At 71.2% G+C, this 25,271-nt stretch carries 22 protein-coding genes and 2 pseudogenes; 11 read left to right on the top strand and 13 right to left on the bottom strand.

All coding sequences use genetic code 11. The annotated features are described in order from the left end of the window. Nucleotide 1: 1 nt before the first annotated feature. The 3 genes and pseudogenes from M2157_RS04765 to M2157_RS04755 all read left to right on the top strand — a co-directional run. Nucleotides 2-3,010: a hypothetical protein gene (locus tag M2157_RS04765; RefSeq protein ID WP_280864525.1), complete on the top strand. Its 3,009-nt coding sequence runs from the start codon at nt 2-4 to the stop codon at nt 3,008-3,010. A gap of 30 nt (nt 3,011-3,040) precedes the next feature. Then, nucleotides 3,041-3,308 (top strand): annotated as a pseudogene (locus tag M2157_RS04760) (amino acid permease); the annotation flags it as partial. Between the two features lie 158 nt (nt 3,309-3,466). Then, a pseudogene (locus tag M2157_RS04755) lies at nt 3,467-3,705 on the top strand (ATP-binding protein); the annotation flags it as partial. A 113-nt stretch (nt 3,706-3,818) separates the two neighbouring features. Here M2157_RS04755 and M2157_RS04750 read toward each other — a convergent pair. From M2157_RS04750 to M2157_RS04735, 4 genes are all read right to left on the bottom strand, one after another. After that, nucleotides 3,819-4,637: an ABC transporter permease gene (locus tag M2157_RS04750; RefSeq protein ID WP_280860540.1), complete on the bottom strand. Its 819-nt coding sequence runs from the start codon at nt 4,635-4,637 to the stop codon at nt 3,819-3,821. Further along, a complete protein-coding gene (locus M2157_RS04745; RefSeq protein ID WP_280864524.1) occupies nt 4,634-5,635 on the bottom strand; it encodes an ATP-binding cassette domain-containing protein in 1,002 nt (333 codons plus the stop codon). Before M2157_RS04745 ends, M2157_RS04750 begins: the two co-directional genes overlap by 4 nt. Before the next feature lie 60 nt (nt 5,636-5,695). Beyond that, the gene (locus M2157_RS04740; RefSeq protein ID WP_280860538.1) at nt 5,696-6,544 is read right to left on the bottom strand and encodes a DUF4097 family beta strand repeat-containing protein; all 849 of its coding nucleotides are present in this window, start codon (nt 6,542-6,544) and stop codon (nt 5,696-5,698) included. Nucleotides 6,545-6,638: 94 nt separating this feature from the next. After that, on the bottom strand, nt 6,639-7,157 hold the full coding sequence (locus M2157_RS04735; protein ID WP_280860537.1) for a toxin-antitoxin system HicB family antitoxin: 519 nt from the start codon (nt 7,155-7,157) through the stop codon (nt 6,639-6,641). Nucleotides 7,158-7,450: 293 nt separating this feature from the next. On the opposite strand from M2157_RS04735, the gene M2157_RS04730 reads away from it, so the two are divergent. Beyond that, on the top strand, nt 7,451-7,975 hold the full coding sequence (locus M2157_RS04730; RefSeq protein ID WP_280864523.1) for a hypothetical protein: 525 nt from the start codon (nt 7,451-7,453) through the stop codon (nt 7,973-7,975). Between the two features lie 391 nt (nt 7,976-8,366). Here the strand turns inward: M2157_RS04730 and M2157_RS04725 are convergent, their stop codons facing one another. From M2157_RS04725 to M2157_RS04710, 4 genes are all read right to left on the bottom strand, one after another. Next, nucleotides 8,367-8,528 carry a hypothetical protein gene (locus M2157_RS04725; RefSeq protein WP_280864522.1) on the bottom strand — a complete coding sequence of 54 codons (162 nt, stop codon included), beginning with the start codon at nt 8,526-8,528 and terminating at the stop codon, nt 8,367-8,369. 96 nt (nt 8,529-8,624) lie between these two features. Continuing rightward, nucleotides 8,625-9,755, bottom strand: coding sequence for a cellulose binding domain-containing protein (locus M2157_RS04720; RefSeq protein ID WP_280864521.1), 1,131 nt, complete (start codon nt 9,753-9,755; stop codon nt 8,625-8,627). A 227-nt stretch (nt 9,756-9,982) separates the two neighbouring features. Further along, nucleotides 9,983-11,005 carry a LacI family DNA-binding transcriptional regulator gene (locus tag M2157_RS04715; protein ID WP_280864520.1) on the bottom strand — a complete coding sequence of 341 codons (1,023 nt, stop codon included), beginning with the start codon at nt 11,003-11,005 and terminating at the stop codon, nt 9,983-9,985. Between the two features lie 275 nt (nt 11,006-11,280). Continuing rightward, nucleotides 11,281-11,916: a TetR/AcrR family transcriptional regulator gene (locus M2157_RS04710; protein ID WP_280860532.1), complete on the bottom strand. Its 636-nt coding sequence runs from the start codon at nt 11,914-11,916 to the stop codon at nt 11,281-11,283. A 134-nt stretch (nt 11,917-12,050) separates the two neighbouring features. Between M2157_RS04710 and M2157_RS04705 the strand changes: the two genes are divergently transcribed. From M2157_RS04705 to M2157_RS04690, 4 genes are read left to right on the top strand one after another with little or no spacing between them, the layout of a single operon-like run. Beyond that, nucleotides 12,051-13,199, top strand: coding sequence for a VOC family protein (locus M2157_RS04705; protein ID WP_280860531.1), 1,149 nt, complete (start codon nt 12,051-12,053; stop codon nt 13,197-13,199). Nucleotides 13,200-13,227: 28 nt separating this feature from the next. After that, the gene (locus tag M2157_RS04700) at nt 13,228-14,178 is read left to right on the top strand and encodes a fumarylacetoacetate hydrolase family protein (protein ID WP_280864519.1); all 951 of its coding nucleotides are present in this window, start codon (nt 13,228-13,230) and stop codon (nt 14,176-14,178) included. A 7-nt stretch (nt 14,179-14,185) separates the two neighbouring features. After that, on the top strand, nt 14,186-15,769 hold the full coding sequence (locus M2157_RS04695) for a bifunctional 3-(3-hydroxy-phenyl)propionate/3-hydroxycinnamic acid hydroxylase (RefSeq protein ID WP_280864518.1): 1,584 nt from the start codon (nt 14,186-14,188) through the stop codon (nt 15,767-15,769). Further along, on the top strand, nt 15,766-17,736 hold the full coding sequence (locus tag M2157_RS04690; RefSeq protein WP_280864517.1) for an acetoacetate--CoA ligase: 1,971 nt from the start codon (nt 15,766-15,768) through the stop codon (nt 17,734-17,736). Before M2157_RS04695 ends, M2157_RS04690 begins: the two co-directional genes overlap by 4 nt. Nucleotides 17,737-17,813: 77 nt before the next feature. Here M2157_RS04690 and M2157_RS04685 read toward each other — a convergent pair whose 3' ends face one another. Continuing rightward, nucleotides 17,814-18,491, bottom strand: coding sequence for an SDR family NAD(P)-dependent oxidoreductase (locus M2157_RS04685; RefSeq protein WP_280864516.1), 678 nt, complete (start codon nt 18,489-18,491; stop codon nt 17,814-17,816). A gap of 179 nt (nt 18,492-18,670) precedes the next feature. Here M2157_RS04685 and M2157_RS04680 point away from each other — a divergent pair, with 179 nt between their 5' ends. Together M2157_RS04680 and M2157_RS04675 are read left to right on the top strand one after the other, a co-directional pair. After that, nucleotides 18,671-18,895, top strand: coding sequence for a hypothetical protein (locus M2157_RS04680; RefSeq protein ID WP_280864515.1), 225 nt, complete (start codon nt 18,671-18,673; stop codon nt 18,893-18,895). A gap of 58 nt (nt 18,896-18,953) precedes the next feature. Continuing rightward, nucleotides 18,954-19,226, top strand: coding sequence for a hypothetical protein (locus tag M2157_RS04675; protein WP_280864514.1), 273 nt, complete (start codon nt 18,954-18,956; stop codon nt 19,224-19,226). Nucleotides 19,227-19,622: 396 nt separating this feature from the next. Here the strand turns inward: M2157_RS04675 and M2157_RS04670 are convergent, their stop codons facing one another. The 4 genes from M2157_RS04670 to M2157_RS04655 form a co-directional block, all read right to left on the bottom strand. After that, entirely contained in the window at nt 19,623-20,654 is a 1,032-nt protein-coding gene (locus tag M2157_RS04670) for a D-glycerate dehydrogenase (protein WP_280864513.1), read from the bottom strand. 57 nt (nt 20,655-20,711) lie between these two features. Next, nucleotides 20,712-21,767: an L-idonate 5-dehydrogenase gene (locus M2157_RS04665; protein WP_280864512.1), complete on the bottom strand. Its 1,056-nt coding sequence runs from the start codon at nt 21,765-21,767 to the stop codon at nt 20,712-20,714. A 97-nt stretch (nt 21,768-21,864) separates the two neighbouring features. Further along, the gene (locus tag M2157_RS04660) at nt 21,865-22,638 is read right to left on the bottom strand and encodes an SDR family oxidoreductase (protein WP_280864511.1); all 774 of its coding nucleotides are present in this window, start codon (nt 22,636-22,638) and stop codon (nt 21,865-21,867) included. Then, a complete protein-coding gene (locus M2157_RS04655) occupies nt 22,635-23,519 on the bottom strand; it encodes an NAD(P)-dependent oxidoreductase (protein ID WP_280864510.1) in 885 nt (294 codons plus the stop codon). Before M2157_RS04655 ends, M2157_RS04660 begins: the two co-directional genes overlap by 4 nt. Nucleotides 23,520-23,697: 178 nt before the next feature. On the opposite strand from M2157_RS04655, the gene M2157_RS04650 reads away from it, so the two are divergent. Beyond that, the gene (locus M2157_RS04650; protein WP_280860522.1) at nt 23,698-25,179 is read left to right on the top strand and encodes a gluconokinase; all 1,482 of its coding nucleotides are present in this window, start codon (nt 23,698-23,700) and stop codon (nt 25,177-25,179) included. Nucleotides 25,180-25,271 lie beyond the last annotated feature (92 nt).

Here is a 25,271-nt window from a genome sequence, read left to right as displayed (position 1 = left end):
GATGCCGGAAACGAGCCGGGAAGACGGCGAGCCACAAGAGAACGCGGCGGTGGCGCAGCTGTACGGGGAGCCGTTCGACAGCGGTCTGGCCCTGGCCGAACAGCACCAGCTGGCGGCCGATCTCACGGCCGCGTGCGCCGTCTACGAGCAACTGTTGACCCTGGCCGAATCCATCGAGGACTCGCCCGACGTGCAATTCCTGCGGGCGCATCTTCTGGCGAACATCGCGAGTGTCCGGCTCACCGCCACGGACCTGCTCGCGGCGGAGGACGCCGTCGAGCGGTCCCGTGCCCTGCTCGACGGCATCGCGTCGGCGCCGATGGGACCGCGTGGCCGTCAACTGTGGCTGGAGATGGTGCTGAGGACGCTGCTCGCCAGGGCGGACCTGCTGCGCAGGACCGGGCGCCTGGACGAGGCACTGGCCTGTCTCGACGAGGCGGCGCTCAGGCTGCCCGAGTTCGACGACCCCGAGGGACTGCGCACGTCCGAACTCGGTCTGAACCGGGTTCATCTGCTGATCGAGCGGAGCGAGTGGGGAGCGGCCGAGGAGCAGGCCTCGGCTCTGCTGTCCACCACGCCGGCGACCGCGGTGGAGACCATCCCGCGCCTGCTGATCGCCCTCGGCCTGATCTGCGCCTCGACCGGGCGGTTCGACCCGGCCGAGGACTACTTCGCCCGCGCGGAGGACGTTCTGCGGGCGACGGGGGACACCGGTGAACTGCAGTCGCTTCTCGCGCACCGGGCGTACACGGCGATGCGCCGGGGCGACTTCGACCTCGCGGAGCAGCTGTTCGCCGAGGCCTCCGCGTTCTTCGAGCGGCAGCGGTGGTACGGGGATCTGGCCGTCTGTGAACAGGCGCGGGCCTTTCTCGCCGGCCGGCGTGGTGACAGCACCGGCGCGGACGACCTGATGGCGGCGAGCCTGTCCCGGTTCGAACAACTCGGCGCCTCGATCGCCGCCGCCGACACCATGCTCCTGGGCGCCCAACACGCCTACGACCGCGGCGACATCACGGAGATGAAGCGGCTGGCCCAGGAAGCCCGGGACGTGTACCAGGGGCGGGAGGTCCACGAGCGGTGCGCACAGGTCGACCTCATGCTCGCGCGAACCCTTGAGGACAACCTGAACCGGACGGACCACGGCCACCACGAACGCACGTCCTTCGACAACGCGCTCTCCCTCGCCCTGCCCGCCGCGCTGGCCCTGGAGGCGGCGCGCTACGGCTTCGCCACCGCCCACGCCCGCAGCCAGTGGCTGGAACTCGCCGACGACGCCATGCGGTTGGTCTTCCGTCTCGCCGTACGCCGACAGGACCAGGGGCTGCTCTTCGAACTGGTGGAACACCGGTGCGCGGGCGCCTCCCTGGCACTGGACCGCACGCCGTCGACGCCGCCCGCCTCGGCTGCCGGAGACGCCGGAGACGCCAAGGCCTCCGGAGAGACCGGAGAGAGCGTCTCGGTCTTCCCGAGTGCGGCGATGAAGGTGTACGGGCACGTCGACGGCCCGACGACGCTCGGGGGAGTCGCGGCGGACGCCGCCGCATCCGCCGGCCTGCGCGTCGCGCCACCGCCGAAGGTGCGGATGTCGCAGGAGTCCGGCCGGGTCGCGCTCCAGGAGTACATCGCGGCGGCCCAGTTCCGCTATCACCGGCGGATCGTGGACGAGGAGGAGGTGCCGTTCTCGAACACCGACGACCTGACGAGCCGCCCGGTCGTCCAGGTCCGGCTGGCCGACGCCGGCGACCTGTTCATGACCTGGACCTGGGCCGGCGGGGCCCGGGGGTTCGGAACCGGCCACGGACCGGCCGACGAGGTCGACCGGGCGGTGCGTGCGCTGGCCGCAGCGCTGCCGGGGCCGGGCGCGGCAGCGGAGGGAATGCGGCAGGCGTTCGCGTCGGGAGCGATGACCGATCCCCACAACGAGCACGCACTCGCGCGGGAGCTGGCCGAGGCGGTGTGGCCGGAGGGACTGACGGCGCAGATACGGCAGGTGTCGGCGCGCGCGGGCCGTCCGCTGGTGCGGATCCAGCCCTCTCCCCGGGTCGCCCAGGTTCCTTGGGAACTGCTCGCCGTCGACGCCGAGAGCGACGTACGGCTGATCGATCTGGCGGACGTCGTGACCACGGCGCCGACGTCACTGCGGCGGCCTGATCCGGGGCCCTGTCCGAGTCCGGCCCGGGATGCCGGTGTACACCGCGACTCCGCCGCATCCCCCGATACCGATACCGATACCGATACGGTCGTTCTCGTCCTCGACCCACGGATCCCCGGATTCCGTGCTGACTCCCCGCTCGGCTCGGTCCTTGGACCGCCCGGCTCGGACCCGGAGCTGCTCGCGTTCGTCCAGAGCCGCCTCGACGCGGGCGCCGTCGTGCCGTCCGTCGCCACCCCGGCGGAGGCCTTCCGCCGCACCGATCTGGACCGCGACTGGCTGAGCGGCGCGCTCCGGAAGGGGGCACGCCGACTGATGTACGTCGGGCACGTGAGCGGCGCGCCGGTCGAGGGCGGCCAGAGCGAGGACGGCACGCTCCATCTGTGCTGCGGTCCGGGCACCACCGGCCTGGCCGAGACGGTCCGTACCCATCGCCCCCTGTCCGCCAAGGATCTGTTGCTGGGCACCCTCCCCCTGCGTGCCGATGGAGAGCCGGGGGCGCGGATCTGGCCCGCGCCGCCACGGGTCGCTCTCATCGGCTGCGAGAGCGGCGGCGATCTCCGGTTCGCCGAGTCGTTCGGCCTGGCCTCGGCAATGCTCCACAACGGCGCCGAGTTGGTGACGGCCACCCGCTGGGTGCTGCCGACGAGCTTCGCTTTCCACCGCCTGGCCGGCCTGCCCGAGTCCGTTCGCCCGCTGTCCGCAGCGGTCGTCGCCGTCGACACCGCCCACGAGGACCAGGACCCGGTGGCCCGGCTAGGCCGTTGGCAGCGCGAGCAACTGGACCACTGGCGCTCCGACGGCCGGATCGAGCACTCGCCCCTGCTGTGGGCGGCCATGACCTGCATCGTCGTGTGAGCCTTGCGATGCCTGCGCGCGGGGACGACGAGGGGCATCCCCGAGACCCCTCATCGCGAGCGCTCGCTGGTGATCGTCCCCGTGTCCTCCCTCTCCCGCCTGACGTCCGAGGCGCTGACCGCGGCGGCCTCCCTGGGCGACGAGGTGCGCGCGCTCACCGTCTGCTACCCGCGCTGGAGCGCTCCTGGGCGGAGTGGGGCCCCGGAGCGCCGTTCATACGGCTGACCGCGAGAGCCGCAGCCTGGGCCGTCCCATCGCCGCGTACGTGCGCGAGGTCGCCGTGGCGGAACCGGCCACCGGGTCACTGCACTGCGGACGCACATGGCACGCGGCACGTTCCGGATCTACCTCGGCGCGGCCCCCCGGCGCGGTCGCCTTCGTCGAGCACCACCACCGGCCGCGCACCGCGATGATGTTGCACGGCCTGGAACACATCCCACGCAGGAAACTGGCAACGTCCCCGACGAGGCCAAGGACCGCATCTTCGAACCCTCCAGCGCTAAGGCGACTCACCACGCGGCAACGGCGTCGGCCTCGGACTCGCGGTCGCCCGCGGTTTCGTGGAGGCCATCGGCGGCACCCTGCACGCCGAGGACACACCGGGCGGCGGCCTCACCATGGTGCTGACCCTGCCCATGGTGGCGAGCCACCCACCCTCGCCGGAACCGGACCTGTCCACTACGGCGATCGCGTAGGACAGTCGACCGACCGGCGCTGATGCAGAACGCCGCCGGGGCGGCGTACACCGACGCAGTGCCGGAATACGCCGCCCGCGGCCGGGACGAACTGCCGGAGGCAGTCCGCGCGGTCACCTCGGGTCGCGGTCGAACACCGCCTTCGACCAGCGGTAGCCGAGCGCCGCGAGGCCCAGGCACCAGACGATGGTGATCCACCAGTTGTTGCCGATCTCGGTGCCGAGCAGCAGCCCGCGCAGGGTCTCGATGGCCGGGGTGAAGGGCTGGTACTCGGCGATCGGCTGGAACCAGCCCGGCATCGCGTCGACCGGCACGAAGGCGCTGGAGATGAGCGGCAGGAAGACCAGCGGCAGCGCGTTGTTGCTGGCTGCCTCGGCGCTGGGGCTGACCATGCCCATCCCGACCGCGATCCAGGTGAACGCCAGGGCGAACAGCGTGAGCAGCCCGAATGCCGCCAGCCACTCCAGGGCCGAGGCGTCCGTGGAGCGGAAGCCGATGGCCACACCGACGGCGCCGACGAGAACCACGCTGATGACCGACTGCAGCACGCTGCCGATGACGTGCCCGATGAGCACGGAGCCGCGGTGGATCGCCATGGTGCGGAAGCGGGCGATGATGCCCTCGGTCATGTCCATGGAGACGGACACAGCGGTGCCGACCAGGGTGCCGCCGATGGTCATCAGCAGGATGCCCGGGACGAGATACGCGATGTACTCCGAGCGATCGGCGCCTCCGCCGCCGATGCCCGCACTCATCACGTCGCCGAAGACGTAGACGAAGAGCAGTAGAAGGACGATCGGCGTGAGCAGCAGGTTCAGGGTGAGGGACGGGTAGCGGCGCGCGTGCAGCAGGTTGCGGCGCAGCATCGTGCTCGAGTCCCGCACGGCGAGCGAGAGCCGGGTCGGGCGGGCGGGAGCCAGGGGGGAGCTCATCGGACAGCCTCACCTTTCTTGTCGGTTCGGTCGGCTCCGCCGGTCAGGGCGAAGAACACGTCGTCGAGGTCGGGGGAGTGCATGGTCAGCTCGTCGGCCTCCACGTCGGCGGCGTCCAGCCAGTCGAGGAGGGAGCGCAGCTCGCGCTGGCCGCCGTCACTGGGGATCTGCAGCGCGAGCGCCTCGTCGTCCCGGGTGGCCTCGCGCAGTGCGGAGGCCGCTCTCTGGTACGCGGCCGGGTCGGTGAAGCGGAGCCGGACATGCCCGCCGGGGATCAGCCGCTTCAGCTCGTCGGCGGTGCCCTCGGCGGCGATCCTGCCGTCGTTCAGCACGGCGATGCGGTCGGCGAGTTCGTCGGCCTCCTCCAGGTACTGGGTGGTGAGGAAGACGGTGACGCCGTCGGAGACGAGTTCGCGGATGATCTGCCACATGTTGTGGCGGGAGCGGGGGTCGAGGCCGGTGGTGGGCTCGTCGAGGAAGATGACCCTGGGCTTGCCGACCAGGGTCATGGCGATGTCGAGGCGGCGCTTCATGCCGCCGGAATAGGTGGAGGCGGGTTTCTTCGCCGCCTCGGTGAGGTCGAACTGTTCCAGCAGCTCGGCGGTGACTCGCCTGCCCTCGTGCTTGGGCAGGTGGTGCAGGTCCGTCATCAGGAGCAGGTTCTCCTCACCCGTGATGAGGCCGTCGACGGCGGAGAACTGCCCGGTGACACCGATCGCGGCGCGCACGCCGTCCGGTGACGTGGCGACATCGTGGCCCGCGACCTGGGCCTGTCCGCCGTCGGCGGTGATGAGTGTGGAGAGGATCTTCACGGCGGTGGTCTTGCCGGCACCGTTCGGTCCGAGCAGCGCGAACACGGATCCCGCAGGGATGCGCAGATCGATGCCGTCGAGGACGGTCTTGTCGCCGTACGACTTGCGCAGACCGACGGTGGAGACGGCGACCGGCGACTGCGGACCGTCACCTTTTCTGGGCGTGGGCATGACAGATGAAGGCATGGGGCCCTCCGATCGAAGGCTGAAGTGATGAGGGGAAGGGGCCGGTTGGCGAGGTGGTGCTCAGGCCCTGGCGCGGCGGACGTCGATGTTGCCGTACTTGGTGCGGGCGCGGACCTTGACCGTGTCCTCGGTCTGCTCCGGGCTCTCGGACGCGGTGAGCGTGTTGCGCACCTGGCCCGAGCCGGAGCTGACGTCGAGCCAGGCGGCCGTGCCCTCGCGGACACCGACGTCGATCGCGCCGTAGTTGGTCTCCAACTGGACGGTGCCGCGCGCCACTTCGCCCACCCGCAGGGTGCCGTGGGCGGTGGTGGCGGTGACCGAGTCCTCGGCGCGCCGGATCTCGATGTCGCCGTTGGCGCCGCTCACTCGCAGCTCGCCGGTCGCGGCGTCGACCGTCGTGGTGCCGTGCGAGTTCTTCAGGACCGCGGGGCCGTCGAGGAGGCCGACGCGCAGGCTGCCGGAGCTGGTGGTGATCTCGGCCCGGCCCTCGACCCGGTCCACGGTGATCGAGCCGTGCGACGCGGTCAGCTGGAGCGGGCCCGTCGTGTCGAGGCGGACGTCTCCGGACGAGGTCTTCACATGGACCTCGCCGAGCCGGCCCTCGCCCAGCACCTGGGCCCAGGCACCGGTCATGTCGATGCGCGAGTCCGCGGGCAGTTCGACCGTCACGTCGACGGTGCCGGTGCGGCCGAGCCCGAGCAGATTGCCCTTGGGTGTCCTGACGGTCAGTACGCCGCCCGTGTACGTGACCTCGGTCTGCTCGGCCGCCCGTACGTCCAGGTCCTTCTTCGGGTCGCGGGGCCGCACATCGACGACCGTGTCGAGGCGGTCGTCCGCGGTGAACTGGATGGAACCGGCCTCCACGCGCGCCGTGACCGAGATCGCTTCGGGAGTGTCGAAAGAAGGCATGGCTGTCCCGTCCTCTTGGGTCTTTGGGTCGTCCCCGCTGGTGGGACGTGGTGTGGGTGCTGTGCTGGTTTTTCTGGGGTGTCGGCGGGTGCGGCTAGCGCACCCAGCCCGTGAAGCTCTGTCCGACGGTCTGGGCCTTCTCCGTCGTACGCGGCCGGGTGCCGCCGTCGACCGCGGCCGCCACAGCGCGCACCAGCCACGCGTTGACCGACAGGCCCTCGCGGGTCGCGGCCTCCTCGGCGCGCGTCTTGAGGTGGGCCGGCAGGCGCAGGTTGACGCGGGCGGTGCTCCCGTCGTCGCCGTCGGCCGGGACCGGGGCCCTGAACGGTTCGGCGGGCGCGGCCGGCTCGGCGGGGGCGCCGCCATAGGTGGGCGGCGGTGTCACCACGAAGTCGGGGTCGAGCCCGCGCAGCCGTACGTCGACCGAGCCGGGGGCGAGTTCACGGGTGACCTCGTCCATCGCGGCGGAGAGCACGTTGAGCATGGTCAGACGAGTCGCCGACTCCAAGGGAGCGGTGAGCCTCTCGGCCAGCTCTCGGGCTTCGTCGCCGCCGGCTTCGGCGGCCACCGCGAGTTCGCGGCGGAGGGAGTCGACATAGGGGGTGAGGTCCATGACGCCAGTATGGCACCGTCGTGACGTCAGCTGCAAGCCTAAGTGGCACCTTTGGTTCGCGGAGCCTACCGAAGTGCCTTTTGAACTGCGAAAACGTAAAAGAGGCGAGCTGATTCAACGTGGTGTCATGCATGTCGAAGCGCTCTCGGGGGCGGGATGGAATGGCGCCGTGATGTCATGTTGGACTCGAAGTGGTGTCAGGCGTGTGCCATAGTGGCACTACGGCGCACTTCCTCGACCTCGCAGGCCGAGGGGTGCGCGTTTCGGGGAGTGACCGTCGGAGGGGCCGGATCATGGAGACACCACACAGCCAGGAGCAGGCGGCGCCCGCCGCCTTCACCGCCTTCGCCCGCTTCGTGCTCTTCGGGGGTGGGGTGGGGATCACCTCAAGCTTCGCCGTGGCGGCGCTCGCCTCCTGGATTCCCTGGGTTCTGGCCAACGCCGTGATCACCGTGGTCTCCACGCTCCTCGCGACCGAGCTGCATGCCCGCTTCACCTTCGGCGCGGGCGGGCGCGCGACCTGGCGCCAGCATGCGCAGTCGGCCGGGTCCGCAGCGGCCGCGTACGCGGTGACCAGTGTGGCGATGCTTGTCCTGCAGCAGCTGGTGGCGGCGCCCGGTGCGGTGCTCGAGCAGGTCGTCTACCTGTCCGCCTCCGCACTCGCCGGTGTCGCGCGGTTCGTGGTGTTGCGCCTCGTCGTCTTCGCGCGGAACCGCTCGCAGGCCGAGCCGACAGGACGCACCGCCCGTCCCGTGCACGCGACCGTGGCCCACACCGCGGCCCCGGCCGGCCCCGCGGCGCTCTGCCACGCCGCCTGACGGTTCCGCCAGAGGGCGGGCCGCGGGGCTCGAAGGGACCGCGCTCAACGCGAAGGTCTTTGACCATGACCGCGTGAACAGGGGAGTCGGCGAACGGCTGTTGCTCGCGGACTGTGGTCAGCGCCGCGGAACTGCGCACGCAGGTCACCCGCAACTTGGTCCGCGGTGACGAACTGCGCCAGACCCGGCTCCCCGACGCCGGACGGTCACGCGGTGGACGGCTCGTGGGCGGGTTTCCTTCGCCGGCGCGGGTCCCACCAACCGCCGTGTGTTCGCGGAAAAACATTGGTGGGTCGGCGGAGAGAGGCAGGCCGGCGGAGTAGCGCGCGAGTCCGGAGAAGTCGAGGAAGGTCACCCTCGCCAACTCGAACTGTCCCAACCTCGCTCGCAGCTACGACCGCATGAGGATCTGGTCGCCGCGGCTGAGCAGCCATACTCCCCTGGCCCTCACGCCGTCCGAGGCGACCGGGGCGAGCAGCCTCGTCACCTCGGGCCCGTGCCCGCCCAGGAACCAGACCTCCACGTCCGGGCACCGGCCGCGGTCAGCCCGCATCCGGGTCTTGAGGCCAAACGTTGAGGTGGCAACACGTCTCCGGGGCCCGCCCGCCGACGTGGCGGAAACAAGCGGGCCCCGGAGGACGGGTGCGCGTCACACAGTGGCGCAGGCACCGCCATTCAGTGTGAAGGCCGAGGGCTTGGCGAAGGTCCCGCTGGACGTGCCCTGGAACCCGAAGGTCGCCCGGCCGCCGGCCGCCAGCTCGCTGTTGTGGCTCACGTTGCTCGCCGTGACCGCTCCTGACGCCCCGGAGAGGTTCGCGTTCCAGGCGCTGGTGATCTGCTGCCCGGAGGGGAGGGTGAACGCGAGCTTCCAGCCGCTGACGGGAGAGGTGCCGGTGTTGGTGATGGTGACGTCGGCGGTGAAGCCGCCCTGCCAGGTGCTGGTCCCGTAGGCCACCGTGCAGGCCGTGGAGCCTCCGGGGGTGCCGGGGCCGCCGGAGGTGCCCTTGTTGACGGTGGAGGAGAACGAGGTCACGGCGAGGCCGGCGCCGTTCTGCCAGGGTTCGAAGCCGGCCTGAACACTCGTCAGGTACCAGTTGTTCTGGGCGATTCCCCGGGAGACGGCCTGCCGGGCGAAGTCCATGACGTCGAAGTTCCAGCTGGTGATCGCAGACGGTGCGACGAAGGACAGTACGTCGTTCGAGCCGTTGTTGCCCGACCACACCTGCCAGTCGCGCCCGCCCACATTGGCGTTGCCGACCGGGGAGCCGATGGGCTGGACGGATCCGACCTTGTTGAACCAGATCATGATCTCGGTCCGGTTCACGCCGTCGGTGCGAGGTGTGGGGTCGAGCCAGATGTCGTACGCGGCGTCGTACACCGCGTTGTTGACGTAGTTGAAGGAGATGCTCGAGGGCGCGGTGGAGATGGTGCTGAGCTGAGCGGGAAGGTTGGTGCCGGGAGAGCAGTTGGTGTAGTGGCAGCCGTTGTAGACGGACGGGTACGACTTCGGGGCGCCGTTCGTCGGGACGGATCCGTCGGCCTGGGTGATCCTGAATCCCGAGTCGGTCGCGGTGATGCACTGGGTGGCGCTGGTGCCCCAGCGGTTGTTCTGGACCACGTAGCGACCCTGGATGGTGGTCGTACCGAAGGTCTCGCAGATCGTGGTGTCGGCCTGCGCGACGGGGGCGGTGGTCAGCAGCGCGGCGAGCGAGACGAGCGAGGTGAGCAGCGCGCCGAGCAGGCCACGCGCACGGCGGGCATGGTGCGTTGAAGGACGCATGCGGATCCTCTTCAGGGGTGGGGGAGAGGTAACGGGGGAGTGCTCTCAACAGCTAATGAATGGGAGCGCTCCCAATTTTGGGTTCGCCAGGACTGTAGGGAGTGCTCAGGTCCATGACAAGGCTGTCGACAGGAACAAGTTGAACCGATTTGGGAGCCTCAGGTCGGACAGGGCCGCGGGACGCGGCACGCGGCTCCGGGGCTCTCCCCGGCGGCTGTGCGGGCGCGTCAGGTCGACTCGCGGACCACCAGCTCCGTCCGGAGGATGACGTGACGCCAGGCCACGGCGCCCTCCTCCATCTCCTCCAGGAGCAGTCGGATCATGGCCCGCCCGACCTCTTCGATCGGCTGGCGCACCGTGGTCAGCCGTGGTTCGGTCCGCTGAGCCAGCGGAAAGTCGTCGAAGCCGATCACGGCGACGTCCTCGGGCACCCGGCGTCCGGCCGCGCGCAGGGCCTCCAGGGCCCCCGCCGCTGTGGTGTCCGACGCGGCGAGGACGCCGTCGACGTCCGGATGCCGTTCGAGGAGCTCGGCCATGGCGCGGCGCCCGCTCTCCGCCGTGAAGTCGCTTTCGGCGACACGGGACCGCTCGACCTTCAGGCCCGCCAGTGCCAGGGCCTCTTCGTAGCCGCGCAGCCGGCACTGGGCGGCGTGCAGATCGAGCGGCCCGGTGATGGTGGCAATGCTCCTGCGGCCCCGCTGCACAAGGTGGGAGACGGCGCTGCGCGCACCGCCGACGTTGTCCATGTCGACGTAACTGACGTACTCGTCTCCGGAGCGGCGCCCCAGCAGCACCGTCGGCAGCCGGGCCTCGGCGAGCATGTCCGGCAGCGGATCGCCGGCGTGCACGGACATCAGCAGGACGCCGTCGACCCGGCCGCCGCGCGCGTACTCGAGGAAGCGCTGCCGTTCGGTGTCCGAGCGGACCAGGGTCAGCATCAACTGCATGCCGGTGTCGGTCAGGGCGTCCCCGAGCGAGGTGACGATCTCGGAGAAGAAGGGCTCCGCGAACTGCCGCCAGTCCGGCTCCGTCATGACCAGGGCCACGGCGTCGGCCCGCCGCCCGGCCAGGGAACGGGCCGCGAGATTGGGTACGTAGCCGAGTTCGTCGATGGCCTGCTGCACGGCCCGGCGCGTCGACTCCTTCACGCCCGCGGCGTTGTTGATGACGCGGGAGACCGTGCCTCGTCCCACTCTCGCGTGGGCGGCGACCTCCTCCAGCGTCGGTGCTTCCGGGCGTCGCCTGCCCATGCCACCTCCCCCAAGAAGTCACCGATCTTACCGACCGAAGGGCATCGCGCACACGACTTCACCAGGGCGTGGTTACGTACGGTCGTCCTGCCCTCAATGATTGGGAGCGCTCCCGAACGGAGTGGGGGGCGGTGTTCTACAACGGAAGCGCCTGTTGCGTGGGGAATGCCGTGCCCTCCGGCGGACGGTCCGGCGGGGTCGTGCACGCGGAGCTCCGGTGGGGGCTGCTCGAGGCACCTTTCGGCCGGGCCCGTCGTCCAGCGGGCAGGGGTCGGTCATGCCGCGTCGGGAAGGGGGCGTCGGGCGACCTCGTGGGCGTCGTCGGGTGGCACGCCCAGCATGCGCAGGACCATCTCGGCCAGGTTCACCGCGGACTCGTCACCGTCCAGGTCGGGGCGGGCGAAGCGGAGCTCCACCAGGGACAGCAGGGTGCCGCCCAGTGCGGACAGGGCGACCGCGGGGTCGAGGGCGGTGAAGCGGCCGGAGGCCATGCCGACCTCGAGGTCACGCAGTGCCCGCCGGACCAGACCGTTGTCCGAGTGGAGGTGTCCGAGGCCGCGACGGCGTAGGACCTGCATCAGCTCCGGGTGCGAGTCGGCCATGCGGGCGCTGAGCCGGAAGCCCGCCGCGACGAGTTCCGCCGGATCGTCGAGCCCGGCCAGGCGCTCGTCGAAGTTCTGGCCGAACTCCTCCAGGGCGTCCACCACCGCCGCCTCGAACAGCTCGGTCTTCGACTCGAAGTGGTTGTAGAAGGAGCCGAATCCGACGTCGGCGCGCTCCGCGATCGCCTGGATGCTGGCGCCGGTGTCCCCGGTCTCGGCGAGTATCTGCCGGGCCGCGCGAATGAGGGCACCACGGGTTTCCGCGCGGCGCCGCTCGAATCGGTTGCTGGGCGGGGCTGACGTAGGCATGCGCGGATTCTACCCGCGAGGGCGATGACGACAGCAGCTCTGATGAATTCATCACTTGCCTCGGCGAACGCCTTGACGACGAAGCCGTCAAACTTGATGATTCCATCATTACGGCAATGTTGCTGGAGGCCACCATGTCTGAAACCCGCGTCCACAGTCCTGATGCCAGGACGGCCCACGAGGATCTGCACAGTGAACGGGGAGCCTTGCGCGGCGAACACCCCGGCCGCTCCCGCAATCCCGTGATCAAGGTGGCCGACCTGGCCTGGCTGGAGTTCGAGAAGCCGGATCTGGAAAGGGCCGAGGTCTTCGCCCGGGACTTCGGCTTCGGCGTCGCCGCACGCACCGAGACCGAGCTGTGGCTGCGCGGCACCTTCGCCGGCACACCGTGCGTGGTGATCCGGCGCGGTCGGGGTACGTCCCGGTTCATCGGCCCGGCGTTCCGTGCGGCGGAGCGGGCCGATCTGGACCGCCTGGCGCGGGCCACCGGCACCGACGTGCGCGACGTGGGCGTGCCCGGCGGTGGCAAGGCCGTCGATCTGCTCGACCCTTCGGGCTTCCCGGTGCGGGTGGTGCACTGCGGCGAGCAGCTTCCGGCGCTGCCCGAGCAGCAGCCGCTGCTGCTCAACTTCGGTACCGAGCACCGCCGTACGAACGCCACGCAGCGCCCGCCGCGCGAGCCGTCCCGCATCCAGCGGCTGGGCCATGTGGTGCTGGAGACAAGGGTGTTCGCCCAGGCGCTGTCCTGGTACCTGGACACCCTCGGGATGATCGTGTCCGACTTCCTGTTCCTCGACGGACAGCGGGACCGCGGCCCCACCATGGCGTTCGTCCGCTGCGACCTCGGCAGTGTGCCCGCCGACCACCACACACTGGCGATGCACCTGGGGCCGGGGACCGGCTATGTCCACTCCGCCTACCAGGTCACCGACCTGGACTCGATCGCCGCCGGCGGCGAATACCTGAAGGAGCGCGGCTACCGGCGCAGTTGGGGGATCGGCCGGCACATCCAGGGCAGTCAGCTGTTCGACTACTGGCGCGATCCCGACCACTTCATGCTGGAGCACTTCGCCGACGGCGACCTGTTCTCCTGTGACGTCGAACCCGGATGGGCGCCCATGTCGACGAGCGGGCTGGCCCAGTGGGGGCCGCCCGCCACGCGTGACTTCCTCGGCACGAGCCCCTCCCCGCAGCGGATCCGCGATGTCGTCGAGGCCCTGCGCGGTGACAACGAGATGGACCCGGCGCGCCTGCTCGGTCTGCTCAAGGCCACCAAGTCCTGAACCCCCAACCCCTCACAAAGGCACTGACATGAGCACCAACGTCCTGCGCACCGCCGAAGGATGGTGGGTCGTCCTCGGCGACCGGGCCGTCCCCGTCGACACCAAGGCCGTCACCACCGCCGAGCTGATCTCCGACCGTGCCGCCGTGCGGGAGGCGGCTGTCTCGGGTGACGCGGGCACGTCCGTCGCCGAGCTGGTCGCACTCTCGCCGGTCACCACCCCCTGCCGGGTCGTCGCCCAGATGGTCAACTACCGCAGCCACGCCCGTGATTCGGGCTTCACCGGCGACATCCCGCCCGCCTTCTTCCGCAAGGCGTCCGGCTCGGTCAGCGGACCCGGAGACGCCGTCGTCCGGCCGTCGCACGTGAGGTTCCTCGACTACGAGATCGAACTGGGCCTGGTCATGGGCGCACCCCTGCCGGTGGGCACCGTGGTCGAGGAACGGGACCTGCCGTCGTACGTGGCCGGACTGGTGATCACGAACGATGTCAGCGCCCGCGACGTCCAGCTGACCAAGACGCAGTTCTACGAGAGCAAGTCCTACCCGACCTTCACCCCGACCGGGCCCCACCTGGCGCTGCTGGAGCCGGAGGACTTCGCCCATCTCCTCGATCTGCGGCTGAAGTTGAGCGTCAACGGTGACCTGCGTCAGGACCGCACCCTCGCCGACATGATCGTCCGCCCGGCACAGGCTCTCACCCTGCTGGCCCGGTTCCAGGCCCTCGATGCCGGCGACCTGCTGCTGACCGGCACGCCAGGCGGCACGGCCCTCAAGGCCCCGCCCAAGCCCGTCGAGAAGATCGGCGCGCTGCTGCCGCCCGCCGTGAAGTGGAGGGCGTTCTTCAAGTCCCAGGCGAAGAACCCGCACTACCTGCACGCGGGGGACGTGATCACCGCGACGATCGCGACCCCGGACGGCCGGATCGACCTCGGCGAGCAGCGCACGCCCGTCGCCGACCCGCGCCAAGACCCGAAGTGAGCCGCACATGACCCTCGAACGCAACGGGGCGGACGTACCCGTGGTGATCATCGGCGCCGGACCGGTGGGCGTGACCGCCGCCCTCCTCCTCGCCCGGCGCGGCGTCCGCAGCGTCGTCCTCGAACGGCACCAGGACGTCTACCCGCTCCCGCGCGCCGTCGCCACCGACGACGAGGTGCGCAGGATCCTTCAGGCCGCGGGTGTGGGGGAGGAGTTCGCCGCGATCGCCCGACCGGCGAACGGGCTGCGACTGCTGGACGCCCGGCACCGGGTGATGGCCGAGTTCCGGCGCTCCGGGCACGGCCACCACGGTTACCCCCAGACCAGCATGTTCGACCAGCCGGAGCTGGAACGACTGCTGCGTGACGCCCTGGCCCGGCACCCGGAGTGCGAACTGCGCAGCGGCGCGGAGGTCACCGGCGTCGACCAGGACACCGCCGGCCCCGCGCGCGTGACCTACCGCGACGACGACGGCGAACACCGGCTGTGGGCCGAGGCCGTGCTCGGCTGCGACGGCGCGAACGGCCTCACCCGCGACGCCATCGGCGCCGTATGGGAGGACCTGCGCTTCGAGGAACGCTGGACCGTCATCGACGTCCGGACGAAAGCCGACGTCCGCTGCTGGGAGGGCGTCGACCAGGTCTGCGACCCGCACCGCCCGGCGACCTTCATGCGCGTCGGCGAGGACCGCTACCGCTGGGAGTTCCGGCTGCCGGACAGCGCAACGCCGGTCCGTGAGCTGGTCGCCCCGTGGCTGCCGCCGTCCTACGACGGGGACTTCGAGGTCGTCCGCGAGACGCAGTACACCTTCCGGGCACGGATCGCCGACCGATGGCGCCGGGACCGCGTCTTCCTCCTCGGTGACGCCGCCCACCTCACCCCGCCGTTCATCGGGCAAGGACTGTGCGCGGGCCTGAAGGACGCCTACAACCTCACCTGGAAGCTCGCCCGCGTCCTCGAACAGGGCGGCCACGAGCGGCTGCTGGACACCTATGAGAGCGAACGCAAGCCACACGCCCGGCACATGATCCGGCTCGCGGTCGCCATGGGCTGGGCCATGACCGGCGGACAGGACGGTGCCGCCGCAGTGCGCCGAAGACTCCTGGCCGCGGCCTGCCGCATACCCGGACTGACCGCGGCAGTCGGCCGTGACCTCAACCCGCCCCTCACCGCCGGGCCCCTCGTCCGGCGCGGCATCCGCAAAGGTCTGGTGGGCACCCACTGCCCGCAACCGTGGATCACCGCCGACGGACGGCGAACCCGCCTCGACGAGGTGCTCGGCGATTCCTTCGCCGTACTGACCGCCGCCAAACCCCGGTCCTCGCTGGACACCGTCGCCCATGGACTCGGCGGCCGGGCGGTCCCCGTGACCGACCTGGGCGACGACGGCACGCTCGCCGCCTGGCTGCACACGGGCCGGGCGGACGCCGTACTGCTGCGCCCCGACCGCGTCGTCATGGACGTCGTCCCGGCCGGCGGGCGCGACTTCACCGACACCGCCGCCTGGGCGGCCCTCCTGCACACGACGCGCAGCCCCCTCCCACCCCGACGGACCGCCGACGCCAACCTCCTGAGGAGCGCCACACGATGACCGTGCCCTTCATGACGCCCGATCCGCAGGCCATCGCGGACAGCAACCTCGCGGCCTTCGCCCGCCACGCGGGGATGGCCGGCTGCGACTACGCCGCCCTGCACCGCTGGTCGGTCACCGATCTGGAGGGCTTCTGGGGCGCGGTGTGGGAGTACTTCGACATCGACGCGGACACGCCGTACGAGCGGGTGCTGGCCGAGGAGACCATGCCGGGCGCCCGCTGGTTCCCCGGCGCCACCCTCAACTATGCCCACCACGCCCTGCGGAACGCAGCCGACGACGCCGTGGCGATCATCGCCCTCGACGAGACAGGCTCCAGCTACGAGGTGACCACGGCCCGGCTGCGCGCCCAGGCCGCTTCCGTCGCCGCCACCCTGCGCGAGCTGGGCGTCGGCAAGGGCGACCGGGTCGTGGGCTACCTGCCCAACACCCCGCACGCGATCGTGGCCTTCCTCGCCGCCGCGAGCCTGGGCGCGGTGTGGTCGGTGTGCGGGCAGGACTACGCCCCCAAGGCGGCCGCCGACCGCTTCGCCCAGCTCGAACCCACCGTCCTGATCGCCGCCGACGGCTACCTGTTCAACGGCACAGGACACGACCGCCGCGACGCCACCCTCGAACTCGCCGGCGCGCTGCCGACACTGAAAGCCACCCTGCTGGTGAACCATGTGGGCCTGCCCTGGCCGTCACGGGCGTACCCGCCACTGGCGGTGCCGTGGGAGGACGCGGTCACCCGCACCGAGGAACTGGCCTGCACGCCGGTGCCGTTCGATCACCCCCTGTGGGTGGTGTTCTCCTCCGGCACGACCGGCCTGCCCAAGGGCATCGTGCACGGCCACGGCGGCGTCCTGCTGGAGCACCTCAAAACCCTCGGCCTGCACTCCGACCTGGGCCCCGGCGACCGCCTCCTGTGGTACACCACGACCCACTGGATGATGTGGAACCTCGTCGCCTCCACCCTCCTGACAGGTGCCACCACCTGCACGTACGACGGCAGCCCGGCACCCCTCACCCAACCCGACACCCTCTGGAAGCTGGCCGCGCGCCACCGGGTGACCGTCTTCGGCACCAGCCCCCAGTACCTGCTGGGCATGGCCAAGTCCGGCATCGACCCGTCGGTGTACGACCTGTCCTTGATCCGCGTGGTCGGCTGTACCGGCTCCGCCCTGCCCGCCTCCGCCTACCCTTGGGTCCGCGACCACGTCGGCGACCGCGTGCTGCTCGCGTCGATCAGCGGAGGGACGGACGTGGTGTCCGGCTTCGCGGGCAGCGCGCCCAACACGCCGGTCTGGGCGGGGGAGTTGTCCGCACCCCACCTCGGCGTGGCCTTGGCCGCGTACGACGCCGAGGGCTTGCCGGTGGTGGACCGGGTCGGCGAGTTGGTCGTCACCCGCCCGATGCCGTCGATGCCGCTGTACTTCTGGAACGACCCGGAGGGCACCCGCTACCGCGACGCCTACTTCTCCTCCTACCCCGGCGTGTGGCGGCACGGCGACTGGATCACCGTCACGGGCCACGGCTCGGTGATCGTCCACGGCCGCTCCGACAGCACGCTGAACCGCAACGGCGTCCGGTTGGGCAGCGCCGACATCCACGACGTCGTCGAACGCCTCCCCGAGATCACCGAGGCGCTGGTCATCGGCGCGGAGCAACCCGACGGCGGCTACTGGATGCCGCTGTTCGTGGTCCTCGCCGCCGGGGCGACCCTCGATGACGCCCTCCGCGAGAAGATCCGCGACGCCATCCGCACCGGCGCCTCACCTCGCCACGTGCCCGACGAGATCCTCGAAGTGCCCGGAGTTCCGCACACCCGCACCGGCAAGAAGCTCGAAGTCCCGGTCAAGCGCCTGCTGCAGGGCGCCCCGGTCGAGCAGGTCGTCAACCCGGGGGTCGTGGACGCGCCCGATCTGATCGAGCACTACGCCCGCCTGGGCGCCGAACGCCGCAGCCGGAAGAGCGCCGAGGTCTGAGATCGGGGATGCCTTCTCCCTGGTCGCGCCGCAGTACGGCATGCCGTACTGCGGCGCGACCAAGGGTCGACGCGGCCTCAGCCCCTGTAGACGATCTCGGCCTCGTCGCGCCTGGTGGTGTGCATCTCCCAGTAGACGGAGGAGACGGCCTCGGGCTTGGCCGCCTTGAGCGCGGGGTCGATCGAGCTGCCGCCGAGCGCCACGTCGATGGCGACGTGAGCGGCCTGGATGCCGGTGCCGTCCAGTTCCTTGTGCAGGTTGACCACCCAGTTGCGCAGCGCCGCGGCGGCGGCGTTGACGTTGCCGACCATGGGCAGCGGGTCGAGGGAGCCGGCGCCGGTGGTGTAGAGCAGAGTGCCCGTCCCGGCCTCGCGCATCGCGGGCAGCACCGCCTTCGTGGCGGCCATGGCCCCGTACAGCTGGACCTCGATCTCGTGCTGGATGTGGGAGGGGTCGCTCTCGGCCGGACTGGCCAGCACGGTGGATTCCATGGCGAGCGGGGAGTACTCCAGGACGTCGATGCCGCCGAACCGCGCGGCGGCGTCCTTGAGTGCCTGGGTGAGCGCGTCATGGTCGAGGACGTCCGCGGGGAAGGCGGCGGCCGTGCTCCCCTCGGCGGTGAGGGTGGCCACGAGGCCGTCGAGCTTCTCGCGGTTGCGGGAGATCAGGGCGACGTCGAAGCCCTGGGAGCCGAAGGTGCGGGCGATGGCCATGCCCATCTGGGGGCCGGCTCCGATGATGGCGATGCTGGTCACAGCGATCCTTTCGTAGGGCGCGGTAGGGAAGCGGAAGATTCGGATAGACCTATCCGATTTGGAAACGGATAGGTCTATCCGGCTCGCTGCAGCCAGGCTAACACCAAAAATGGATAGGTCAATCCGATTGCTGGACAGGCAGGTGTGGCCCCTGGCTCCGCGACATCCTGAACGCCTCCATGGCGTCCATGGCCCGCGAGGCAGGTGTCGCCATCGCCACCGTGTTCCGCGGCCTTCCCGCCAAGGAAGAGCTGGTGGCCGACATCTTCGACGACCGCATGGACGCCTCCGCCGACGCGGTCACCGCCCCCATCGAGGAGCAGAAACCTGGCGTGGTTTCGTCGGCTGCATCGAGACCGCCTGCTCGATGCAGGCCGCCGACCGCGGGCTCGCCGACGTCCTGACCACGCCCTTCCTCACGGCCAACGCCATGGAAGGGCGCCGCGGCGAGGCGCGCGAGGCATGTTGCGACTCACCAGCCGGGCCAGGGGAGCAGGCCGCTGCGCGAGGACTTCGACTCCTCGGACATCGTTCTGCTCCACATGGCACGCCTGTGTCGTCAACGCCACCGGCGGCGCCGGACCCGACGCCTGGCGGCGCGTCGTCGCCCTGCTCATCCAGTCCCTCGAAGCTCCGGCCCGCGGCCCCCTGCCCGCGTCATCCCCCCACGACGACCTCCACAAGGCCACGCACCGTGCCGGCCTCACCACACCGGAGCCGGACACGACCAGCTGAGCCCAGGCCAGTCCCGCCGTGCCGGGGTGAAGCGCGGCGGCGGGCTTCACCCCGCTGTGCCGGCCCCGCTACAAGCGGGCCGAGGTCCCGGCTGATCCACCGGCCACAACGGCTCCGCCTGGACCGGCTGCCGCGCCGCGGGCGGTTGGCCGGCACGTCGGGCTCTCTCGACGCCCCCACGGTCTTGCTGCTCCACCGTGACTGCGGCGGCCCGGTCCGGTCAGCGGTGACCTGCGCCTCCGTACCCGCGATCACCGCTCCGGGACAGGTCGCCAGGGTCCCCGGCCCCGGGGTGCAGCTGGCCTCGGGCCCGGATTGACCTGTCCCTGAGTTTCGCCTAGGGCTCCAAGCGCTCCCTGGGTTACTCGCACGGTTCGTTGGAGTGCAGGCGCTACGTCACGAGTCCGTGAGGTTGACCGCGGTGACGCGCGCGCCGGGCAGGTCGGGGGTGCCCGGGATCGGGGTTGGGGCCGGGTGTCCGTGCAGGACTGCCGTGACATTGCGGGCAGCCAGCTCCACCATGGCGGCGCGGGTCGCCTCGGTCGCCGACCCGACGTGGGGCAGCACCACCAGGTGCGGCTCATGGAACAGCGGGTCGGAAGGGTCTGTACGCGGCTCGCCTGTCATCACGTCCAGTCCCGCCGAGTGCAGCTTTCCTCGGCGTAGAGCCACCAGCAGGGCCTCTTCGTCCACCACCCCACCGCGTCCGGTATTGACCAGGGTCGCGGTCGGCTTCATCAGGGCGAGTTCGGCAGTGCCGATCATGCCCTTGGTCTCTTCCGTCAGCGGGGTGTGCACGGACACCACGTCACTGGTCCGCAGCAGTTCGTCGAACGGCACCCAGCGGGACAACTCGTCGTCCTCCTTGCGCCGCGGGTGGTGGTGCTGCACGCGCATGCCGAAGCCGGCGGCCCTGCGGGCGACGGCACGGGCGATCTGACCGTATCCGATCAGTCCAAGGGTGGCCCCGTGCACGTCGAGCCCGAGGAACGCGTCCATGCGGAACTCGCCCCATGCACCGCGGCGCAGCACCTCAGTGGCGGCGGGCAGGCGTCGTCGGGCCATGAGGATGAGCGCCATCGCGACGTCGGCGGTGGTGTCGGCGAGTACCTCGGGGGTGTGGGTGACGACGATGCCTCGTGCCATTGCGGCTGCGACGTCGACGCCGTCGTAGCCCATCGACGCGAGAGCGACGACCCGCAGGCCGGGCCCTGCCGCGTCGAGCAGCGCCGCGTCGACGCGGTCGGCGCCGAGGACGAGCAGGCCCTCGCAGCCCCGGACCAGCCCGGCCAGCTCGGCGGGCGTCGGCGGTGCGGTTCCCGCCCAGGCGGTGACGTCACAGCGGGCGGTGAGACGCTCGACGCCCTCTCCTGGAAGGCCACTGCGGCTGACCGCCACGCGGGGGCGGCGGGAGGGTGTGCCGGACATGCTGAACTCCGTTTCGGGTGGCGGGACCAGGAGCGCGCGGGAGAGGGCGATACGGCGTCAGACCGATGTCTGCGCGTCGAAGTCGAGCAGCACCTTGCACGAGCGGGCGGGGTCGGCCGCGAGCTCGAACGCCGCCTGGGTGTGGGCCACCGGGACCACGGAGGTGACCACCGGCTCGACGGCCAGGCGGCCGTCGGACAGCGCGTGCAGGACCTCGGTGAGCTCCTCGTCGAAACGGAAGGAGCCGACGAGGCGCAGTTCCCGGGTGATCAGGGCGTTGGCCGCCACCGGAGTGTCCCCGGGCGGCAGCAGGCCGAGGCCCACCACGACGCCTCCCCGGTCGACCCCGTAAACGCAGGTGCGCAGGCCCGCGGGACTGCCCGAGGACTCGATGGCGATGTCCGCGGCGAGTTCCTCCAGGTGGTCGGCGCCGACGCCGACGCGTACGGCCGAGGTGGCCCCCACCTGCTTGGCCACGGCCAGCGGCGCTTCGTGCACGTCGGTCACGGTGATGTCGCCCGCGCCCGCGGCCCGCAGCGAGGCGACCACCAGACAGCCGATGGGGCCCGCGCCGGTGACCAGCACCCGCTTGCCCCGTACGTCGCCGGCCTGCCGTACGGCGTGCCACGCGACCGCGGCGGGCTCGGCCACCGCGGCCAGCCGCAGATCGAGGCCCTCCGGCAGCGCGAGCACCCGTTCCGCGGGGACGACGAGGACGTCGGCGAAGCCGCCCTGTACATGGGGGTTCCTGGCGGCGCTCCCCAGATACCCGGTGTCCAGGCAGGTGTTGCGTCGACCGGCGTGGCACTGCCGGCACTGTCCGCAGGAAGCCAGCGGGTGGACGGCCACCGGTGTCCCCGGCGGCGGTGCCTGGACGCCGGGACCCGCCTCGCGTACCCGGCCCACGATCTCGTGGCCGAGCACCAGCGGCTCGCGGAGCCGGAACTCCCCGACGGCTCCGTGGCGCCAGTAGTGCAGGTCGGAGCCGCAGATGCCGCCGTACTTGACGTCGACCGCCACCTCGCCCGGGCCGGGCACCGGTACCGGGCGCTCCTCCAGGCGGAGGTCGCCTGCGCCGTGCGCCACCACGGCTCGCATCGTCGCTGAGTCCATGTTCTCGTCCCGCTCTCTGCCGAACACTTCGGCTGCTTCTTTTGGTTGCGTGTCTGCGTGCGGTGGTCGGCAGTGGGGGTCGTGGATCGCAGTGGGTTCAGACGACAGCGGTCAGTCCGCCGTCGACGGCGATCACCTGACCGTTGACGAAGTCCGACGCAGGGGCCGCGAGCCACACCAGAGTGCCGACCAGATCCTCGACCGTGGCCCAGCGGCCGGCCGGGGTGCGGCCCCGGATCCATGAGTCGAAGGCCGGGTCGTCCACCAGGGGCCGGGTCAGCTCGGTGACCACGTAGCCGGGGGCGAGTGCGTTGACGGTCAGTCCGGAACCGGCCCACTCCGCGCACATGCTGCGCGTCAGCATCGCCAGGCCCCCCTTGGAGGCCGCGTAGGCGGCGATGCCAGGCCGGGCGAGCCACGTCTGGACGGAGCAGATGTTGACGATCTTTCCGTGGCCGCGCTCGACCATGGCGGCGGCCACCGTGCGGCCGACCAGGAAGGCGCTCGTGAGGTTGGTGTTCAGCACCCGTTCGAAGGTCGCCGCCGAGACCTCCAGCATCGGCTCGCGGTGCTGTACGCCGGTGTTGTTGACCAGGATGTCCAGTGGGCCCAGGCCGTCCTCGATCTCCCGGACCGCGCGTCGCACGGCCGTCTCGTCGGTGACGTCGAAGGCCGCCGTGTGTACCTCGGCCCCCGTCTTCTCGGCCAGTTCCTGCCGCGCGCGCTCCAGCGCCCCCGCGTCGCGGCCGTTCAGGACGAGTTCGGCGCCCGCCTCGGCCAGTCCGGCGGCGAGGGCGGCTCCGATGCCTTTGCTGGAGCCGGTCACCAGGGCGCGGCGGCCGGTGAGGTCGAACAGTGCGGGAGCCTTCACGGCCGTACCTCCAGGGGAGCGTAGTAGTGCATCAGCGCGGCGTTGTCGGCGTCGCCGTGGCCGGCAGCGGTGAGCCAGCGGTGCAGTTCGGCGACAGCGGTGGTGACGGGCATGGGCACGCCTGCGGAGCGTGCGTGGTCGCGGGCGGCGTCGAGGTCCTTGACCATGTTGCTGATCCGTCCGGTGGGGGAGAGGTCGGCTTCGGCGAACTTCACGAAGAACTCTTGCAGGAGCGCGGAGTCGGCTCTGCCTCCGGTGAGCGCCGTGAGCACCTGACCGGGCGGAAGGCCGGCCGCCCGCACGAGGGCGGCTGCCTCGGCGAGTGCGGCGAATCCGCAGCCGACCAGCACCTGGTTGACGGCCTTGACCAGCTGACCGGCACCGGCGGGCCCGAGGTGCGTCAGCCGGGAGGCCAGAGACCCGAGGACGGGGAGTGCGCGTTCGACGTGCTCCATTTCGCCGCCGAGCATCAGCGTCAGCTCGCCGCGCGCGACGGCCGGTGCGCCGCCCGACAGCGGGGCGTCGACCCAGCCGGCGCCCAGTTTCGCGGCACGTTCGGCGAACTCGTGCGTGCGGCCGGGGTCGATGCTCGACATGTCGATCACCAGTACATCGTCCGGTGCGGCACTCAGGATCCCGTCCGGCCCGAAGACCGCCTGCTCCACGATCGGCGCGGTGTTGAGGGAGAGGATGACCACTCCCGAGGGGGCAAGCCGGGCCGGTGACTGCGCCGTGGCGGCCCCGTCCCGGGCGAGCTCGGCGACGGCCTCCGGCCTGATGTCGTAGACGCGCACCGCGCGCTCGCAGTCGAGCAGCCGTCGCGCGATGGCGGAACCCATGACTCCGAGCCCGGCTATACCGACCTCTGTATCTCCTGACACCAATCCTCCTGAACGAAATGCTGTGTTCAGAACAGCATTCTGGTCAATGGAACGCGAGAAGGCAATGAGTATCGCTGTGATCTAGGCGAAGCCGCGAGCTCTCGTACAGCATCTTGGAATCAGAACCACATGCTGTTAACGTCCCGACGTCTACTGAGCCGCGGAAACGGAGACCGCCATGAACGAGGTCGGCGAGGTGGTGCTCGGCATCGACCTGGGTACCACCGCCACCAAGGTGGTCGCGGTGAACGCCGCATACCGCCCGGTGTCGACCGTCGAACGCCCCGCCCCCTTGCGCACCGGACGCGACGGGGAAGCCGTGCACGATCCTGCGACCGTGCTCGCCGGGGCCGCCGACGCGGTACGCGAGAGCGTGGAGCAGTGCGTGCGACGGGGACTCACCGTGCGGGGACTGTCGTTCAGCGCCGCCCTCCACACCCTCCTCGCCCTCGACTCCTCCGGCGAACCGCTCACCCCCGCCCTGAGCTGGGCCGACACCCGTGCTGCAGACACCGCCCGGCGGCTGCGTGCCGAGCGCGGGGCAGCACTCCACCGTGCGACGGGCACCCCCGTGCACCCCATGTCGCCGCTGGCCAAGCTCGCCTTCTTCGCCGAGCACGAGCCGGAGCTGTTCGCGCGCACGGCCGCCTGGTGCGGCATGAAGGACTACGTCCTGTCCCGGTTGACCGGCCGTCTCGTCACCGACCTCTCGTGCGCCTCGGCGACCGGGCTGCTGGACATCCACACCGCCGACTGGCACCGGCCGGCGCTCGAGGCGGCCGGGGTGGTAGGCGAACGCCTCCCCGAACTCGTGTCGCCCACCGCCGCGTTCCCTCTGCTGCCCGGCCCCGCCGCCGCACTCGGCCTGCCTGCCGGGCTGCCCGTGCTCGCCGGTGCCGGAGACGGACCGCTCGCCAACCTCGCGGTCGGTGCCACCGCCCCCGCCACGGCCGCGCTGTCTCTTGGCACCAGCGGCGCACTCCGCGTCGTCCGCGACCGGCCGGGCGTGGACGACAGGTGCCGCGTCTTCTGTTATCACCTCGCCGACGGGCTGTGGGTGCTCGGCGGAGCGGTCAGCAACGCCGGAGTCGTCGCCCATTGGGCCGCCGAGTCCTTCGGCGGCGTCGACGTGGCCGACCTGCTGAAGGAGGCCGCCGAGGTCGAACCTGGTTCCGAGGGCCTGACCGCGTTGCCTCACCTCCTCGGCGAACGCGCCCCCTGGTGGGACCCCGACGCCCGCGGTGCCCTCATCGGACTGCGGCGCGGCCACGGCAGGGCGCACATGACCCGGGCCATGATCGAGGGCGTCGGACAGCAACTGGCGCTGGTACGGGACTCGGTGGTCGCGGCCGGTGCGCCGATCGCCTCGGTGCGGGCCACCGGCGGGGCACTGCGGTCGTCGCTGTGGGCGGAGATCGTCGCGGCGGCGCTCGACATGCCGTTGGAGATCACCGACGACACGGCCGGCTCCGGGTTCGGCGCGGCACTCCTCGGCTGGCGCGCACTCGGCGCCGTGCCCCACCTCTCCGCCCTGCCCGCCGAGGTCTGGGCCCGGCCGCATCGCACCGTCCTCCCCGACCCGGTCGCCGTGCGGAGGATGGCGCAGTCCCGTCCTCGGCTGGAGCGGTGCTACGAGGTGCTGCGCGACCTCGCCGCCTGAAGCGTGCTTCGACAGCAGCGCCGTCCGCCCGAAGGGCACACCCGACGACGCGGCGAGCGTGCGTGCCAGATGCCGCCGGGCAGACAGGACTT

Source organism: Streptomyces sp. SAI-127, from assembly GCF_029894425.1.
GTDB lineage: Bacteria > Actinomycetota > Actinomycetes > Streptomycetales > Streptomycetaceae > Streptomyces.
Note: the sequence above shows the minus strand (reverse complement) of the source record. Positions and strands in the feature narration are given on the sequence as shown.